Origin of the sequence: Roseateles chitinivorans, assembly GCF_050632145.1 — a bacterium.
GTDB lineage: Bacteria > Pseudomonadota > Gammaproteobacteria > Burkholderiales > Burkholderiaceae_C > Roseateles > Roseateles chitinivorans_B.
In genome coordinates this window covers 5,838,889-5,855,034 of the sequence record NZ_CP192577.1, presented here as the reverse complement: position 1 = coordinate 5,855,034, position 16,146 = coordinate 5,838,889, and the positions used below count along the sequence as shown (strand labels likewise).

At 69.1% G+C, this 16,146-nt stretch carries 15 protein-coding genes; 3 read left to right on the top strand and 12 right to left on the bottom strand.

The window, feature by feature from the left end:
- Positions 1 to 31: 31 nt before the first annotated feature.
- Positions 32 to 781, top strand: coding sequence for a ligase-associated DNA damage response endonuclease PdeM (pdeM, locus tag ACQ86G_RS26855; RefSeq protein ID WP_431258133.1), 750 nt, complete (start codon positions 32 to 34; stop codon positions 779 to 781).
- Here pdeM and ACQ86G_RS26850 read toward each other — a convergent pair.
- From ACQ86G_RS26850 to ACQ86G_RS26815, 8 genes are all read right to left on the bottom strand, one after another.
- Positions 727 to 1,044 carry a hypothetical protein gene (locus ACQ86G_RS26850; protein ID WP_431258132.1) on the bottom strand — a complete coding sequence of 106 codons (318 nt, stop codon included), beginning with the start codon at positions 1,042 to 1,044 and terminating at the stop codon, positions 727 to 729. The genes pdeM and ACQ86G_RS26850 overlap by 55 nt on opposite strands.
- Before the next feature lie 2,295 nt (positions 1,045 to 3,339).
- Entirely contained in the window at positions 3,340 to 3,984 is a 645-nt protein-coding gene (locus ACQ86G_RS26845; RefSeq protein WP_431258131.1) for an MgtC/SapB family protein, read from the bottom strand.
- Positions 3,981 to 5,912: an ABC transporter ATP-binding protein/permease gene (locus tag ACQ86G_RS26840; RefSeq protein ID WP_431258130.1), complete on the bottom strand. Its 1,932-nt coding sequence runs from the start codon at positions 5,910 to 5,912 to the stop codon at positions 3,981 to 3,983. The genes ACQ86G_RS26845 and ACQ86G_RS26840 overlap by 4 nt, the downstream gene beginning before the upstream one ends.
- 125 nt (positions 5,913 to 6,037) lie before the next feature.
- Complete coding sequence (locus tag ACQ86G_RS26835; RefSeq protein WP_431258129.1) at positions 6,038 to 6,565, bottom strand: hypothetical protein; 528 nt, start codon at positions 6,563 to 6,565, stop codon at positions 6,038 to 6,040.
- Between the two features lie 158 nt (positions 6,566 to 6,723).
- Positions 6,724 to 7,752, bottom strand: coding sequence for a serine hydrolase (locus ACQ86G_RS26830; RefSeq protein WP_431258128.1), 1,029 nt, complete (start codon positions 7,750 to 7,752; stop codon positions 6,724 to 6,726).
- A 174-nt stretch (positions 7,753 to 7,926) separates the two neighbouring features.
- Entirely contained in the window at positions 7,927 to 8,433 is a 507-nt protein-coding gene (locus ACQ86G_RS26825; protein ID WP_431258127.1) for a hypothetical protein, read from the bottom strand.
- A 17-nt stretch (positions 8,434 to 8,450) separates the two neighbouring features.
- Positions 8,451 to 8,738 carry a hypothetical protein gene (locus ACQ86G_RS26820; protein ID WP_431258126.1) on the bottom strand — a complete coding sequence of 96 codons (288 nt, stop codon included), beginning with the start codon at positions 8,736 to 8,738 and terminating at the stop codon, positions 8,451 to 8,453.
- A 131-nt stretch (positions 8,739 to 8,869) separates the two neighbouring features.
- Entirely contained in the window at positions 8,870 to 10,954 is a 2,085-nt protein-coding gene (locus ACQ86G_RS26815; protein WP_431258125.1) for an ATP-dependent helicase, read from the bottom strand.
- A 107-nt stretch (positions 10,955 to 11,061) separates the two neighbouring features.
- Here ACQ86G_RS26815 and ACQ86G_RS26810 point away from each other — a divergent pair, with 107 nt between their 5' ends.
- Positions 11,062 to 11,217, top strand: coding sequence for a hypothetical protein (locus ACQ86G_RS26810; protein WP_431258124.1), 156 nt, complete (start codon positions 11,062 to 11,064; stop codon positions 11,215 to 11,217).
- Positions 11,214 to 11,930: a hypothetical protein gene (locus ACQ86G_RS26805; protein WP_431258123.1), complete on the top strand. Its 717-nt coding sequence runs from the start codon at positions 11,214 to 11,216 to the stop codon at positions 11,928 to 11,930. Before ACQ86G_RS26810 ends, ACQ86G_RS26805 begins: the two co-directional genes overlap by 4 nt.
- Here the strand turns inward: ACQ86G_RS26805 and ACQ86G_RS26800 are convergent.
- The 4 genes from ACQ86G_RS26800 to ACQ86G_RS26785 all read right to left on the bottom strand — a co-directional run bounded on the left by ACQ86G_RS26800 (position 11,845) and on the right by ACQ86G_RS26785 (position 16,104).
- The gene (locus ACQ86G_RS26800; protein WP_431258122.1) at positions 11,845 to 12,924 is read right to left on the bottom strand and encodes an ABC transporter ATP-binding protein; all 1,080 of its coding nucleotides are present in this window, start codon (positions 12,922 to 12,924) and stop codon (positions 11,845 to 11,847) included. The two genes, ACQ86G_RS26805 and ACQ86G_RS26800, sit on opposite strands and share 86 nt — an antisense overlap.
- Positions 12,925 to 12,934: 10 nt before the next feature.
- Entirely contained in the window at positions 12,935 to 13,780 is an 846-nt protein-coding gene (locus ACQ86G_RS26795) for a carbohydrate ABC transporter permease (RefSeq protein WP_431261505.1), read from the bottom strand.
- A 58-nt stretch (positions 13,781 to 13,838) separates the two neighbouring features.
- Positions 13,839 to 14,717: a carbohydrate ABC transporter permease gene (locus tag ACQ86G_RS26790; RefSeq protein WP_067270156.1), complete on the bottom strand. Its 879-nt coding sequence runs from the start codon at positions 14,715 to 14,717 to the stop codon at positions 13,839 to 13,841.
- Positions 14,718 to 14,850: 133 nt separating this feature from the next.
- Entirely contained in the window at positions 14,851 to 16,104 is a 1,254-nt protein-coding gene (locus ACQ86G_RS26785; protein WP_431258121.1) for an ABC transporter substrate-binding protein, read from the bottom strand.
- Positions 16,105 to 16,146: the final 42 nt, after the last annotated feature.

Here is a 16,146-nt window from a genome sequence, read left to right as displayed (position 1 = left end):
GAAGGAGAACCAGTTGTCGGAGACGAAGTGGATGAAGACGACGTTGATCGAGAAGGCGTCGACGGAGAACAAGCTGACGGCGGCGCACCTGGAGGACCGGGTGACCGAGAAGAAGGGGGCGCTCGCCGTGACGCTCGCCGACGAGCGCGTCTGGCTGCTGCCCGAGCGCGCGGTGTGGTGGCCGGCGATGCGCACGGTCTTCGTCGCCGACGTGCATCTGGGCAAGGCGGCGAGCTTCCGTGCGCTGGGGCAGCCGGTGCCGTCGGGCACGACGCGCGACAACCTCGATCGGTTGAGCGATCTCGTCGACGGGCTGCAGGCGGCGCGGCTGGTGGTGCTGGGCGACTTCCTCCACGCGGCCGCGGCGCAGCAGGCGCAGGTGCTCGATCCGGCGCAGGCCTGGCGCGATCGGCATCCAGCGCTCGCCTGCCTGCTCATCCGCGGCAACCACGACAGCCATGCAGGCGATCCGCCGCCGTCGCTGCGCTTCGAGATCGTCGACGAGCCCCATCCGATGGGGCCGTTCGCCGCCTGCCACCATCCGCAGCGCGTCGACGGCGCGTATGTCCTCGCGGGGCATCTGCATCCTGCGACGACGCTGCACGGCCGCGCGCATGAGCGTCACCGGTTGCCGTGCTTCGCCGAATCCGAGGGACTGATGATCCTGCCCGCATTCGGTGCGTTCACAGGCACGACGCAGTCCGGATTGCCGCAGGGATCGCGTTGTCACGCGGTCGGCGGCGGCGCGGTCTGGCCCGCACCCGACGCCCGGTCCGCTTGAGGTTCCGGGATGACCGGAACGGTCGCGTCAGAGGTGGAACCCCCGACGTCGGTGTGGAAGTCGCCGATCTCGGTCCATTCGCTCAGATCGGCAGGCACCGCGAACCGCGCCGACAGCGCCAGGGCGGCTTCCTCCGCCGAGGCGAAGGAATCTCCCCACGGCATGCTGTCGTGTTTCACGCGCCAGCGCCGCGACAGGCGCGGCTTGATCGTGAACGTGCCGTCCAGGCTCTGGAAGACGTAAGAGACGGTATCGAGATCCATGGTGAGCTCCGGGTCGTCTCCGGATCGATGACCCTAGTGCATCGGGCGGCAACTGTCATGCCTGCGTCGCGGATGGGAGGGACGGTCCGGCGGATGCGCGCTGGCGCTGCCGGCGGTCCGGCTGCGCCCACAGCACACCCGCAGAACGCCCGCAGAACGCCCGCGACTGCCTGGAAAGGCCGCAAACGGCACGTCGCTTGCCGCCTGCTGCCTCAATGACACATCCCTGGCGATTCTTCCGGGCGGGCGGCGCCGACCAAGCGCGCATCGACACCGCCGACGATCTTCTGCACCTCCGCGACCTCGACCAGAAACGCTGGGTCGCGCTGGCCTGTCCCACCCGCGGCCTTGAATTCGACGAACGCACCCTGGACCTGATCGACCTCGATCGTGATGGGCGCATCCGCGCGCCCGAATTGATCGCCGCCTGCGAATGGGTCGGCGCGCGGCTGGCGGACTGGCAGCCGCTGCTGCGCGGCGACGCGCGGCTGGCGCTGGCATCGCTGGCCGACACCGACGAGGGTCGTGCGCTGGCGGAGGAACTCGGCCGCACGCTCGACCTGACGGGCCATGCGGGGCAGTCCGACATCGGCCTGGACGAGATCCGGGAACGCCAGTCCCACCTCGCCGCGGAGCGCCACAACGGCGACGGCATCGTGCCCGTGGCGACGATCGAGGACGCCGCGGATCGGGCGCTGGCGTCGCGCATCGGCGAGGCGATGGGCACGGTCGCGGACGCGGGCGGTGAACCGGGCATCGACGAGACCCGGATCAAGGCCTTCTTCGATCAGGCGTCCACGCTGCTCGCCTGGCACCGCGAGGGCGAGGCCGAGGCCGGCTGCGCGGGACGTCGCGCGGCCGCGATGGCGGTGCAGGCCGTGCATGACAAGGTCGAGGACTTCTTCGCGCGGTGCCGGCTCGCGAGCTACGACGCGGCCGCGACGGCCACGCTCAACGCGACCGATCCCGAGCAGCTGAAGGCGCACGCGAACGGACTGCTGTCGCTGGAAGCCGGTGTGCTCAGGCAGATGCCCATCGCGCCGGTATCGCCGGGCGCGACGCTGCCCTTGGACGATCGCGCCAATCCCGCCTGGCGGGGCGCGCTCGCCACCTTGCGCGAGCAGGCCCTGCAGGCCGACTTCGGCGACAGCCTCGACGAGCGCGACTGGCTGGCATTGAAGGACGCGGTGCGCGCCTGCCGGGAGTGGCTGCGACGCCAGCCGACCGGGCCGGTCGCGGCGATCGGCGTGGACGTCGTGGCGTCGCTCGCCGCCGGACAGCCCGGCGGACATCTCGACGACGTGCGTGCGCGCCTGCTGAAGCACGTCGAGGACGACCGCGCCGCCGCGCCGCGCCATGCGGCCTTGAACGACCTGGAGAAGCTGCTGCTGCTCCAGCGCGGGCTGCTGCGGCTGGCGCGCAACTTCGTCTCCTTCGAGGACTTCTACGAAGGCCGTGGCGCGGTGTTCCAGGCCGGCACGCTGTTCGTCGATGGCCGCGCGTGCGAGTTGACGGTGGATGTCGCCGACCCCGCCAAGCATGCGCCGGTGGCGGGCCTCGCCAAGGCCTACCTCGCGTACTGCGAGTGCGTGCGGCTGAACCAGAAGCGCACCATCGTCGCGGTGGTCAGCGCGGGCGACGTGGACTTCCTCTTCGTCGGCCGCAACGGCCTGTTCTACGACCGCGATGGCCGCGACTGGGACGCGCGCATCGTCAAGGTGATCGAGAACCCGATCAGCGTCGGGCAGGCCTTCCTGTCGCCGTACAAGAAACTGGTGCGGCTGGTCGAGGACCAGGTGGCCAAGCGCGCCGCGGCGAGCGATTCGACGCAGCAGGGGCGCATGGGCCAGTGGGCCGGGCGCGTCGCGACGGCGGATCAACCCGCGGCGGCGGCCGGCGCGCCGGTCCTGTCGGCCGGTGCGGCCGGTGCGGCCACGGGGGCGGCCGCTGCGGGCGCCACCGGAGGGGCGGCGTTGCCGGGCCTCGGTGCCCCGGGGCGCCGCGTGGACGTCGGCACCGTCGCGGCGATCGGCGTCGCGCTGGGCAGCATCAGCACGGTGATCGTCGGCGTCTTCGGGCGCTTCGTCGATCTGGGGTGGTGGATCCCGCTGGCGGTGCTGGGCATCGTGCTGTCGATCTCCGGACCGAGCATGCTGATCGCCTGGCTCAAGCTGCGTCAGCGCAGCCTGGGTCCGATCCTGGACGCGAGCGGCTGGGCCATCAACAACCGCATGAAGCTGAGCACCGGGCTCGGCACCGCGTTGACGAAACGCCCGCTGCCGGTGCCGCATGCGGTCAAGCTGAGCGCTCCCGGGCGCCGTCCTCCCGGTCGGCATCCTCTGGCGGACGGTCCCGCCGGGCATCCTCCTTCCAGTCGGGGTCCTGCCGGGCCTGCGCCTTCCGGTCCTCGTCGTTCCGGGGATGCGGCCGTGTGACCAGCGGCAGCACCGCCAGGATCAGCAGCGCCAGCAGCATGCTGAAGACGGCCGTCGCCTCGCGGCCCAGCCCGCAGGCGATGCCGATGGCGGCGGTCATCCAGATGCTGGCGGCGGTGGTCAGGCCGTGGACCTGCTCCTCGTCCTTGAGCTTCAGGATGGCGCCCGCGCCCAGGAAACCGATGCCGGCGATGACGCCCTGCAGCACGCGGCTCATGTCCGCCAGCGCCATGCCGCCTTGCTGAGGCACCAGCACGAACAGCGCCGCGCCGAGCGACACCAGCATGTGCGTGCGGATGCCCGCGGCCTTGCCGTGGTGCTCGCGCTCGTAGCCGAGGATGCCGCCGAGCACCGCCGCCAGCAGCAGGCGCACGGCGATGCGGGTGATCTGCGCGACGTCGGGGACGTCGGAGAACTCGGAGCGCACGGTCTCGATGACCTCGTCGGTCCAGGAGGCGCTCGGGGACGGCGCGGCGGCGGCGGTGGCGCTGGTGGCGAGACTCATGGCAACTCCTTGGCTCCCGGTGTTCCGCCCGCCCGTCCGCTGACCGCCTCGCTCGGCTTTGCGACCGGGCCGGTGCGCGCACCGTCGGCCAGCCTGGCCTCGAGGGCGGCTTCCCGCGCGGCCTCGGCCTCCGCTTCCACCGCGTCGAAGTCGTAGCCTTCGGCGGGATGCAGCTGCCATGCGCCGCCGCCGGTCAGACGCAGCACGTGGGTGTGATGCTGCAGCACCGCGTGGCGGTGCGCGATGCTCACCAGCGTGACGCCGTCGCGGCACAGGCGCTCGTAGAGGCGGCGCTCGTTGCAGCTGTCCAGCGCGCTGGTGGCTTCGTCGAGGATGACCATCTTCGGCGTGCGCACCAGCACCCGCGCGAAGGCCAGCCGCTGCTGTTCGCCCATGGACAGCAGCTTCTCCCAGTCCTGCGAGGCGTCCAGGCCGCCGACGCGTTCCGCGAGCTCGGGCAGGCAGACCTCGTCGAGGATGGCGCGCAGCGCGTCGTCGTCGAGCGCGGTCGTCGTGTCCGGATAGATCATCTGGCTGCGCAGCGTGCCCGGTTGCAGGTAGGGGCGCTGCGGCAGGAAGAACACGTCCTCCAGCGGCGGATGCTCGATGGTGCCTTCGCCGCAGCGCCACAGGCCGGCGATGGCGCGCAGCAGCGAGCTCTTGCCGCAGCCGCTGACGCCGGTGATCAGCAGGCTTTCGCCGGGCTGGAGCGCGACGTCGAGCTTCTCCACGAGCAGCCGGTCGAACTGCGGCGTGTAGAGCGTCAACTCGCGCAGCGCGAGCTGCTCGGCGTGCTTGGTCGCGATCTTCTCGCGGGCGCGCTCGTCGCGGGGCTTGCGCTTGTGCATGACCTCGGACAGCGCGTGCAGCCGGTCGATGCCGGCGACGAAGCGGCTGAGGCTCTCGAAGTTGTCGACGATCAGCGAGACGGCGGTCAGCACCGCCGCGAAGGCGCCGGCGGCCTGCACGGCGGCACCGACCTCGAGGTCGCCGGACAGCACGCGCTCGGCCAGGATCACCGCCGGCACGACCAGCGTCAACTGGCTGAAACCGCGCTGGAAGAGGTTGAGCGCACGCTGCTTGCGGATCAGCTTCCAGTAGTTCTGGTAGACCGACTCGAAGCGGCCCTCGATGTGGGCGCGCTCCTGCGGCTCGCCGCGGTAGAAGGCGATGGACTCGGCGTTCTCGCGCAGGCGCATCAGGCCGAAGCGGAAGTCGGCCTCGCGGCGCAGCTGCCAGAAGTTGAGCTGGATCAGCGGCGAGCCGAACACGTACAGCGCGAGGAAGGTGCCCACCGTGGCATAGACGACGAGGAAGGCGACCAGCAGCTTGGACAGCGACCACAGCACGGCGCAGAAGGCCACCAGCTGCATCATGGAGCCGATCATCAGCAGCCCGAAGTGGGTGGAGCGGCCGGTGAAGGTGTTGATGTCCTCGGAGATGCGCTGGTCGGGGTTGTCGATGTCGCCCGCCGCGCCGGTGCCGATTTCGTAGTACTTGCGACCGTCCAGGTAGCCGTCGAGGAACTTCCCGGTGAGCCAGCGCCGCCAATGGTTGGAGAAGGCGTCGCGCATGTAGTAGTAGAAGGCGTACACCGGCACGGCGAAGCCCAGCACGATGAGGCTGTCGCGCACCGCGAGCCAGAAGCGCGAGTGGTTGCGCTCGGCGAGCGCGGAGGTCATTTCCCCGGTCTTGTCGTTGAGCAGGACGGCGAGCTGGGTCTCGCACAGCATCAGCACGATCATCAGCAGCAGCAGGCCCCAGGCGGCCTTGCGCTGGTCGCCGAGCCAGTACGGCTTCGCGATCTGCATGAACTGGCGCCACGCGGCCGCGGACAGGCGCGGCGGGCGGCGGCGCCTGGCCTTCTTGGGAGGGGCCGCAGGGGCGGACGGCGGCAGGTCCGTCGCAGGGGAAGGGGAGTGAACCATGAGGGCGGGACCCAGTCTGCCGATATGGCTCGACAGTAGCTCCGGTGGCTCATGGGGCGGGTAGGACGGGGCCTACTGCGGGTGACGGAGGGAGGCGCGAGGTTGGGCGCCTCCCAGGGCGCCGATCACGGCATCAGCTTCGACACCGCGTACGCGAGGCTGCCCGCAGCGGCGGACGAGCTGATCGCGGCGCGGGCGCACCACTTCACCAGCCGGAGGTCCGAGGCCTGACCGCTCATCCTGATGCGATCGTCGACGGTGGCGATCACGGAGTCGAGCATTTCCTTCACGTTGATCCTCGCGCGATCGAGCGTGGCATCGAATTCTTTCCTGGACTTCTCGTGCATGTCATGGAGTTCTTGCTTGAATTCGTGCCGACACGCGTTGAGTTCAGCCTTCAACTCGAGGCGTTGGGCGTTCATCTCCAGACGCACTGTGTTGATCTCCTTTGCGAAGTCCTGGCGTTGGTCGTTGAGCTCTTTCCTGAAGACTTCCTGATCTTTCCGAATCGAGGTGAAGCCTTCCTGCATTTCCTGGCGGAGCTTGTGAGTCTCGGCGGAGAGCAGGTCGAGCCGATACATCACATGATGAAGATCGGGCTGGGCGTTCGCAATCGGGGTGACGTTCGTGAGTTGTGGCGCGTGAGGGTGCATGCGGCGACTCCTGGACATGCGGTGGGAGGAGCCGGAGATGCTAGGAGCCATCGAACTCGAGCGGCGTGGCGCGAATGCCGAAACCGAGGGTTGTTTGATCGGCCTCAAAGAATCCGCTCGCGTCCCCCGCGAGGGGGATGACGTGCGCAGCGAGGGGGTCAGGCCGCGGCGATCTTCGCCAGCGACTTGCGGATCGACGCCGCGTCGCGCAGGCGCTGCGCGGAGCCGTCGGCGTCGAGCAGGATGACCGTGATGGTCTGGCCGCCGCTCTTCATCCGCATGGCCAGGCAACGCCCGGCTTCTTCGGTGTAGCCGGTCTTGGACAGGCGGATGTCCCAGCCCTTGGCACCGACCAGGTGGTTGGTGTTGCGCAGCTCTCGGGGGCGGCCGTTGACCTCGACCTCGCTGGACTTGTCGCTGCTGATGCGCGCGATCACCGGGTAGCGCGATGCGGCGGCGGCGATGCGCGCGACCTCGGCAGCGGTCGAGGTGTTGTTGGGCGACAGGCCCGTCGGATCGGCCAGCGCCGTGTGCGACAGGCCCAGCGCGCGGATCTTGGCGACCACCGCCGCCTCGTAGGCCGGCAGGCCGCCGGGGAAGTGGCGCGCCAGCGCCGACGCGGCACGGTTCTCGGACGAGATCAGCGCCAGCTCCAGCGCCGCCTCCCGGCTCATCGTCGCGCCGACGCGCACGCGCGACTTGCTGTGCTTGAGGCGGTCGACGTCGGCGTCGTCGATCTTGATTTCCTCGTTCATGTCCTGCTTCGCGTCCAGCACCACCATCGCGGTCATCAGCTTGGTCAGCGAGGCGATCGGCACGACGGTGTCCGGTTCCTTGGACATCAGCACGCGTCCGGTGTCGTCGATGACCAGCATGTGGCGGGCATTGACCGGCAGCTTCATCAGCGGCTCGTCGGACGGCGTGGGCGCGACGACGGTATCGGGCGATCGGGCGATCAGCGGCGAGGAGGCCGTCGGCGCGGGCGCGGAGGCGCCGGCCGGTGCGGGCGTCAGGACGCCGTTGGGACTGATGGCCGCGGTGGTGGGGGCGGCCGTGGGGACGACGACCTCGGGATCGTCGCTGGCGGCCTGCACGATCAGGCAACCGCAGGTGAGGATCAGCGCCGGCAGCGCGAGCTTCCAGTTGGTGTGGAGGAGGGTGCGGAAAACGGTGTCGCGGATCGTCACGGCGGTCGGGCTGGGCTGGCGGGCTGGGTCCGGGAGGTGGTCCGGGGACTTGTCCGGAGATCGTCCGGAAAGCGCGGGGTCAGGGTTTGACCGACGCGAAGTTTAAGTTCTTCGCGGCGGACTGCCAGCCGGGCTTGGCGTGACGTGCGTTACGCGCGCGAGTGGCATGCCCGCTCACGAGTTCAGCGGGCGAGATCCTGCATCGGTCCAGGCGAAGCGCTCCCTCAATGCACGTCGCTGGCGGCGGAACCATCCGATCAAGCCATCGCCGTCGATCAGATCCTGGATCCTCAGTTCCCGGTCCCGTTCGAATGAGGCGAGGGTGGCTGGATCGATGACATCGGAGAGGATGACGTCGATCTTGATCACCTGGTCATGCACCAGATCGAAAAGCCGCTCCACGGCGTACGAGACGTGCTGCGCTTGCCAAATTTCGCGCCCGCGGGAGTCCCGGATCGAGAGCACGTACAAAAAGTTGTCGGTGCTCCCGAAACTCTGGGAGGGCGGGGATACGGGCCTTTCACGGTACAGCGCGATCTGGATTCCCTTGTGAACCGCCATGAAATGCCAGGGCTGCGATGGTTGGGTGCCCGGGGGAGGCGAAGGCGGTTCCACGATCCGCCATTCGATGGCGTCCGCCTCGGTCAGGCTCTGCAGGGTGGCGACAAACGCCTGAGTCATGTCGTCTGCGTAATGGATCATTTCCAGTCCAGTGCAAGAGAGGTTTGCAAGACGCCGGTCTCCGCCGCCTTGAGGGCGCCCAATGTCTTGCGTGCAGCGCCTATCGCGTCAGCCAGGCCGGGCAATCGCGCCTTCGCTTGAAACGACAGCCGCACGCTCCGCACCTGCCACCACACCACGATCGTGATCGCGAAGCCGATCAGGCCGGCGACCGTGTTGGCGTCCTGGACCCACTGCGGGATCAGGCTGGGCGGACACGCCGCAAGAAGTGCGACGGCTGCTTTGGCGACGGCGGGAGACTGCATGCCTTCATGCTATGAGCGCCCCGGCAGGTCGGCGCGCACCCAGTTGCAGCTCCGCGACGATGGCGAAGAGTGCGCACCAATGAGGGATTGATTCGATGGCGACGGGGGATGTGCTCCGCCCGATGGGGGACTCAGTCCCAGGCCTTGCGCAGCTTCGCCGCGACGTCCATCGCCGGCTTCACGAGCGCCGGCAGCGGCGCCTGCGCCTGGTTGGCGGGGCCGACCTTCTCGAAGTGGCGCACCACCTTGCCGGGCAGGAAACGCGACACGCTCGCGTAGAGGTGCCGGTCGCCGTGCCGCGTCTGCTGCGTCACGTAGAAGCGCTGCGGCACCATCACCGCCAGGTGGTCCTTCGCCCGCGTCATCGCGACGTAGAGCAGCCGCCGCTCCTCCTCGATCTGCGCCTGCGCGCCGGTGCTCAGGTCCGACGGCATGCAGCCGTCCACGCAGTTCAGCAGGTACACCGCATTCCACTCCTGGCCCTTGGCGGAATGGATCGTCGACAGGATCAGGTAGTCCTCGTCCTTCGACGGCACGCCCGATTCGTCGCTGCTCGCGTCCGGCGGGTCCAGCGTCAGCTCGGTCAGGAAACGCTCCCGCGATCCGTAACCCTGCGCGATGCGTGTGATCTGTTCCAGGTCGGCGAGCCGCACCGGTGCGTCGTCGTGCAGCCGCTCCAGATGGGGCGCGTACCACTGCACGGCTTCTTCCAGGTCCAGCGGCCAACTGGCGCCCGAGATCAGTTGCAGCATGAGGTCGCGCAACGCCGTCCACGACGCCGCCGCGGCGCGCGGCGGCTCGAAGTCGCGCAGCGCCTGCGCCGGATCGGCCGCGGGTGCCATCGCATCGAGCAGGCGTCTCGCGCTCGCCGGGCCGAAGCCCGGCAGCAGCTGCGCGACGCGGAAACCCGCCAATCGGCCGCGCGGGTTCTCCGCCCAGCGCAGGACGCTCAGCACGTCCTTCACATGCGTGGTCTCGAGGAACTTCAGGCCGCCGAACTTGACGAACGGGATGTTGCGACGCGTCAGTTCCAGCTCCAGCGGCGCCGCGTGGCTCGAGGTCCGGAACAGCACCGCCTGGCGCGTCAGCTTCAAGCCCTGTTCGCGGCGCTCCAGCACCTTGTCGGCGACCCACTGCGCCTGCCGCGCCTCGTCGTCGACGGTGACCAGGTGCGGCAGCTCGCTCGACGTCTTGTCGGTCCACAGGCGCTTCTCGTGGCGCTCTCGCGCCATCGCGATCACCGCGTTCGATGCATCCAGGATCGTCTGCGTGGAGCGGTAGTTGCGCTCCAGCGCGACCACGCGCGCGGGCGGGTCGAATTGCGCGGGGAACTCGAGGATGTTGCGCACCTCGGCCGCGCGGAACGAGTAGATCGCCTGCGCGTCGTCCCCCACCACCGTCAGCCGGTCGCCGCGCGGCTTGAGCCGTTTCAGGATCGTCGCCTGCAGCCGGTTGGTGTCCTGGTACTCGTCGACCAGCACGTGCTGGAAGCGCTCGCCGAGCTCGGCGGCCAGGCTGTCGTCGCTCATCAGCTCCGACCAGTAGAGCAGCAGGTCGTCGTAGTCGAGCAGCTGCTGGTGCTGCTTCTCCTCGACATAGGCCTTGAACAGGCGCTTGAGCTCGTCATGGACCGCGAAGCACCACGGGAAGTGCTCCTGCAGCACCTGGTCCAGCCGCGCCTCGCTGTTGACGACGCGCGAGTAGATGTTGAGGCAGGTCGCCTTCAGCGGAAAACGGTCGGTCGTCTCGGCCAGCCCGAGCGCCTGACGCTGCAGGCCCATCAGGTCCTCGGCGTCGGCGCGGTCGAGGATGGTGAAGTTGGGCGCCAGGCCGATGCGATGCGCATATTCGCGCAGCAGCCGGGCGCCGACGCTGTGGAAGGTGCCGGCCCACGGGAAACGCGGCGGCGCCTGCGTCGAGGCCAGCCCCAACGCGCGATGCAGCACGCGACCGGCGCGGCGTTCCATCTCTCCGGCCGCGCGGCGGGAGAAGGTCAGCAGCAGCAGCCGTTGAGGATCCGCGCCGGACTGGATCAGACGCGCCACGCGCGACGCCAGCGTCTTGGTCTTGCCGGAGCCCGCGCCCGCGATCACCAGCAGCGGCCCGTGCCCGTCCTGAGCGGCGCCGCCGAGGCCGTGCTCCACCGCCGAGCGCTGCTCGGGGTTGAGGTCGGCGAAGACGTCGTTCTGCGCGTCGGCGAGGGCATCGGGGCACATGGCCGCGATCATAGCTGTATGCATCCACAGTCCGCGCCAGGCCTTCCGAAGGCTCCGCGACCGAGCGCCCGGCTTGCCCGAGGCATGTGTCTTGCCCATGATGGGACATGCTCCAGATCCTCGTCATCCTCAGCGCGCTGGCCATGCCCCTGGTGGCCTGGGCGTCCCAGCGCGGCGTCTTCGGCCCGGACAACGGCGCCATTTCCGACCGTTTCCCGACGCTGCTCGTCGCCGACGGCTACGCCTTCTCGATCTGGGGGTGATCTTCCTGCTCGACCTGGTCTTCGCCGTGTGGCTGTTGCGCGGCCAGCCGGTCCCGGACAGGGAAGGGCACCGCGATTCCCATCGCTGCCACTGGCTGGTCGTCGTCGGCTTCGCGCTGACGGCGAGCTGGATGATCGTGTTCTCGCAGCAATGGTTCGGCCTGGCGCTGGCCGTCATCTGGGCCGCGCTGGCGAGCCTGCTGTGGGCGTTGATGCTGGTGGCGCGGGCGATGCCGCGCGGCGCGCAGTCGTGGCTGTCCGTGTTCCCGCTGGCGCTGCATGCCGGATGGCTGTCGCTGGCCGCATTCCTGGATACCGCGCAGACCGTCGTCGCGGCGCAGATGCTGCCGACGCAGGACCAACTGCCCTGGACCCTCGTCCTGTGGGCGCTGGCCACCTTGCTGCTGCTGGTGGCCAATGCGCGCCTGCATGCGCCGGGCACCGGTCCCGCCGCGCTCGGGTACGCCGGCGCCGCGGTGTGGGCACTGATCGGCGTGTACGTGAAGCAGACCGCCTCGCCGATGACCGGCTCCGACGGCTCCGCCTGGATCGCGCTGGCGCTCGCCGCGGTGCTCGCGGCGCAGACGATCTGGCTGCGGGTGAGGCCGCTAGGCCCCACCGGCGGGATCACGCCAGGCGGCGCTGGTCCTTCGCGTCGAACAGGTGGGCCGATTCCGCCTCCCATTGCAGGCGAACCGCGTCACCGACATTGAGGTGCGGATTGCCCGCCACGCGGGCCGTCATCGGACCGCTCGGCGTGTCCACCAGCAGGTAGGTCTCGGGACCGGTCGGCTCGCTCATCTTCAGGACGCCGGGCATGCCGCCCGCGCCCGTGCCCGTCGTGTCGGCCAGCCGGATGTGTTCCGGACGCACGCCGTAGAGCACGCCGCCCGCCGCGTCGATCGACGCCTGCTGTGCCGCGTTCACCGGCAGCGTCACGCCCTGCGCGGCGAGCGCGCCGCCGCCGTTGCGCTCGGCCGTGACGAAGTTCATCGTCGGCGAGCCGATGAACTCGGCCACGAAGCGGTTGGCCGGCCGCGTGTAGATCTCTTCCGGCGTGCCGAACTGCTGCACGAGGCCGTCGCGCATCACCGCGATGCGGTCGCCCAGGGTCATCGCCTCAACCTGGTCGTGGGTGACGTAGACCGTCGTGGTCTTGGTGCGCTGGTGCAGCAGCTTGATCTCGGCGCGCATCTCGATGCGCAGCTTGGCGTCCAGGTTGGACAGCGGCTCGTCGAACAGGAACAGCTTCGGATCGCGCGCCAGCGCGCGTCCCATCGCCACGCGCTGGCGCTGGCCGCCGGACAGCTGGCCCGGCTTGCGGTCGAGCAGGTGGTCGATCTGCAGCATCTTGGCGACGCGCTGCACCGTGCTCTCGCGCTGCGCCTTCGGCACCTTGCGCATCTCCAGCCCGAAGGCGATGTTCTGCGCGACGTTCATGTTCGGATAGAGCGCGTAGCTCTGGAACACCATCGCGATGTCGCGGTCCTTGCTCGGCAGGTAGGTGACGTCCCGGTCGCCGATGTGGATCGCGCCCGAGGTCGGGTGCTCCAGGCCGGCGATCATCGCCAGCAGCGTCGACTTGCCGCAGCCCGACGGGCCGACCAGGATCAGGAACTCGCCGGCCTCGATCGACAGGTCGATGCCCTTGAGGATGTCGGCCGATCCGTAGCTCTTGCGGACTTGAGAAATGGCGAGCGCGCCCATGCTTGACTCCTTAACCCTTGACGGCGCCGGCGGTGAGCCCACGCACGAAATACTTGCCCGCGACCACGTAGACCACGAGCGTCGGCAGTGCGGCGATCAGCGCCGCGGCCATGTCCACGTTGTATTCCTTGACGGAGCTGGACGTGTTGGCCAGGTTGTTCAGCCCGACCGTGATCGGCTTGCTGTCGGCCCCGGAGAACACCACCCCGTACAGGAAGTCGTTCCAGATCGAGGTGAACTGCCAGATCAGCGTCACGACCAGGATGGGCGTGGACAGCGGCACGACGATGCGCCAGAAGATCTGGAAGAACGAGGCGCCGTCCAGCGTCGCCGCCTTGATCAGCTCGTCGGGCAGGCCGGCGTAGTAGTTGCGGAAGAACAGCGTCGTGGACGGCATGCCGGCCAGGATGTGGACCAGGATCAGGCCCCACACCGAGCTGGCGATGCCCAGCGTGCCCAGCACCTGGCTCATCGGCAGCAGCACGACCTGCATCGGCATGAACACGCCGAACAGCAGCAGCCCGAACAGCAGTTCGCTGCCGCGGAAGCGCCACTTGGTCAGCACGTAGCCGTTGATCGCGCCCAGCGCGGTGGAGATCAGCACCGCCGGCACGACCATGAACACGGAGTTCATGAAGAAGGGCTTCAGGCCGCCGCAGTCGGTGCCGGTGCAGGCGCTGTTCCAGGCCTTGGACCAGGCGTCCAGCGACGGCGCCAGCGGCACCGACAGCAGCGTGCCGTTGCGCACTTCATCCATGCCCTTGAGCGAGGTGCTGACCATCACGTACAGCGGCAGCAGGAAGAAGAAGGCGAATACCAGCAGCACGGCCCACAGCAGCAGGCGCTGCACGGTCAGGCTGCGGACCCGCGAGGGGGACGGGGGGAGGTGAGGGTGCTCATGACGCGACGCTCGCTTACTGCTTCGAGCGGAGCTCGGAATAGAGGTAGGGCACGACGATGGCGGCGATCGTGGCCAGCATCACCGTGGCGCTGGCCGCGCCCAGGCCGATCTGGCCGCGCGAGAACGCCATCGTGTACATGAAGGTCGCCGGCAGGTCGGTGGCGTAGCCGGGGCCGCCCGCGGTCAGCGCCATCACCAGGTCGAAGCTCTTGATGGCGATGTGCGCCACGACCATCAGCGTCGAGAAGAACACCGGCCGCAGCGTCGGGATGATGATGCGCCAGTAGATGCGCGGCAGCGAGGCGCCGTCGACCTGCGCGGCCTTGATGATCGAGTCGTCGATGCCGCGCAGTCCCGCCAGGAACAGCGCCATCACGAAGCCCGCCGACTGCCACACGCCGGCGATGACGACGCAGTAGATCGCCATGTCCGGGTCGACCAGCCAGCCGAAGCTGAAGTTCTCGAAGCCCCACTGCTGCATCAGGTGCTCGATGCCGAGTCCGGGGTTGAGGATCCACTTCCAGGCCGTGCCGGTCACGATGAAGGACAGCGCCATCGGGTACAGGTACACCGTGCGCAGCACGCCTTCGCCGCGGATCTTCTGGTCCAGCAGGATGGCCAGCAGCAGGCCCACGGCCATCGCGCCGCCGATGAACAGCGCGCCGAAGATGCCCAGGTTGGTCAGCGCCAGCCACCAGCGCTCGTTGTCGAACAGCGCGCGGTACTGGTCCAGGCCGACGAACTCGTAGTTCGGCAGCAGCCGCGACGCGGACAGCGACAGGTAGCCGTTCCACGCCATCAGGCCGTAGATGAAGAGGAAGGAGACGAGGAAGGTCGGCGCGACCACCAGCTTGGGAAGCCAGGGACTGCGGGGGGCTCGGGAAGCGGACATGCGTGGGAGCGGACCTGAGGACGCGCCGCGGGCGGCGCGTCGGGGGAAACGGAGCGGGGGCGGTCCGGTCGGTCCGCCCCCTCGGGGCCGACGTCGCCGGCATCGTTGACGACGCCGGCGACGGTCGCTGCGCTTACTTCGTCTTGGCGGCGGCCGCCAGTTTCGCCTGCGCGTCCTTGGCCGTCATCTTGTCGCTGTTCCAGAACTGGCTCACGACGTCCTTCATCGCGCCTTCGGCGGCGGACGGCACGGCCATGCCGTGGGCGATCGAGGGCACCAGCGTGCCGGCCTTGGCGTCGGCGGCGAAGTCCTTCGCGGACAGCTTGGCGCAGTCGTCGAAGTTGTCCATCTTGACGTCGGTGCGCACCGGGATCGAGCCCTTGTTCAGGCTGAACAGCTCCTGGAAGCTGGGCGACATCAGCGTCGAGGCCAGGTCCTGCTGGGCCTTCTCGTTGGCGGCGTTCTTCAGCTTGAACAGCGCGAAGGAGTCGATGTTGAAGGTGAAGGCCTTCTGCGTGCCCGGCGCGGCGGCGCACAGCACGTCCTTGCCCGGCGTCTTGCCCGCGGCGACCCACTCGCCCTTGGCCCAGTCGCCCATCAGCTGCATGCCGGCCTCGCCCTTGATCACCATCGCGGTGGCCAGGTTCCAGTCGCGGCCCGACGCGTTCTTGTCGGTGTAGTCCTTGATGCGCTTGAAGGTGGCCAGCACCTTCTCCATCTGCGGACCGGTCAGCGTGGCCGGGTCGAGCTGCACCAGCGCCTTCTTGTAGAAGTCCGCGCCGCCGACACCCAGCGCCACCGATTCGAAGGTGGTGAAGTCCTGCCAGTTCTGGCCGCCGTGCGCGACCGGGATGATGCCGGCCTTCTTCAGCGCCTCGGCGGTGACGAAGAACTCGTCCCAGGTCGTGGGCAGCTTGGCGTTGGCCTTCTTCAGCGCCTCGGGGTTGACCCACAGCCAGTTCACGCGGTGCACGTTGACCGGCGCGGCGATGTAGTGGCCCTGGTACTTCATGATGTTGGCGACGACCGGCGGGATCACCTCGTCCCACTTGCCGGCCTTGGCCACGGCGTCGACGTTGGTCAGCACGCCCTCGGCGGCCCATTCCTGCAGCGACGGGCCCTTGATCTGCGCCGCGGCCGGGGCGTTGCCCGACACCACGCGCGACTTCAGCACCGTCATCGCCGAGTCGCCGCCGCCGCCTGCGACCGCGAAGTCCTTCCACGTGTGGCCCTGCTTCTGCAGCGTGGCCTTCAGCGCGGTGGCGGCCTTGGCCTCGCCGCCGCTGGTCCACCAGTGCAGGACCTCGACCTCGCCGGCCTGGGCCGCGCCGGCGGCCATCAGCGCACACAGCGCGGCGGCCTGGGACAGTTGCTTGAGCTTCATCATTCCGTTGTCTCCATCCCGACTTCAAGGGCGTCGGGCAATGCG

Excerpts from the sequence above, each read along its gene's own strand:
- pdeM (WP_431258133.1), top strand. The coding sequence starts at position 32 with ATGAAGACGACGTTGATCGAGAAGGCGTCGACGGAGAACAAGCTGACG.
- ACQ86G_RS26850 (WP_431258132.1), bottom strand. The coding sequence starts at position 1,044 with ATGGATCTCGATACCGTCTCTTACGTCTTCCAGAGCCTGGACGGCACG.
- ACQ86G_RS26845 (WP_431258131.1), bottom strand. The coding sequence starts at position 3,984 with ATGAGTCTCGCCACCAGCGCCACCGCCGCCGCCGCGCCGTCCCCGAGC.
- ACQ86G_RS26840 (WP_431258130.1), bottom strand. The coding sequence starts at position 5,912 with ATGGTTCACTCCCCTTCCCCTGCGACGGACCTGCCGCCGTCCGCCCCT.
- ACQ86G_RS26835 (WP_431258129.1), bottom strand. The coding sequence starts at position 6,565 with ATGCACCCTCACGCGCCACAACTCACGAACGTCACCCCGATTGCGAAC.
- ACQ86G_RS26825 (WP_431258127.1), bottom strand. The coding sequence starts at position 8,433 with ATGACTCAGGCGTTTGTCGCCACCCTGCAGAGCCTGACCGAGGCGGAC.
- ACQ86G_RS26820 (WP_431258126.1), bottom strand. The coding sequence starts at position 8,738 with ATGCAGTCTCCCGCCGTCGCCAAAGCAGCCGTCGCACTTCTTGCGGCG.
- ACQ86G_RS26815 (WP_431258125.1), bottom strand. The coding sequence starts at position 10,954 with ATGTGCCCCGATGCCCTCGCCGACGCGCAGAACGACGTCTTCGCCGAC.
- ACQ86G_RS26810 (WP_431258124.1), top strand. The coding sequence starts at position 11,062 with ATGCTCCAGATCCTCGTCATCCTCAGCGCGCTGGCCATGCCCCTGGTG.
- ACQ86G_RS26800 (WP_431258122.1), bottom strand. The coding sequence starts at position 12,924 with ATGGGCGCGCTCGCCATTTCTCAAGTCCGCAAGAGCTACGGATCGGCC.
- ACQ86G_RS26790 (WP_067270156.1), bottom strand. The coding sequence starts at position 14,717 with ATGTCCGCTTCCCGAGCCCCCCGCAGTCCCTGGCTTCCCAAGCTGGTG.
- ACQ86G_RS26785 (WP_431258121.1), bottom strand. The coding sequence starts at position 16,104 with ATGATGAAGCTCAAGCAACTGTCCCAGGCCGCCGCGCTGTGTGCGCTG.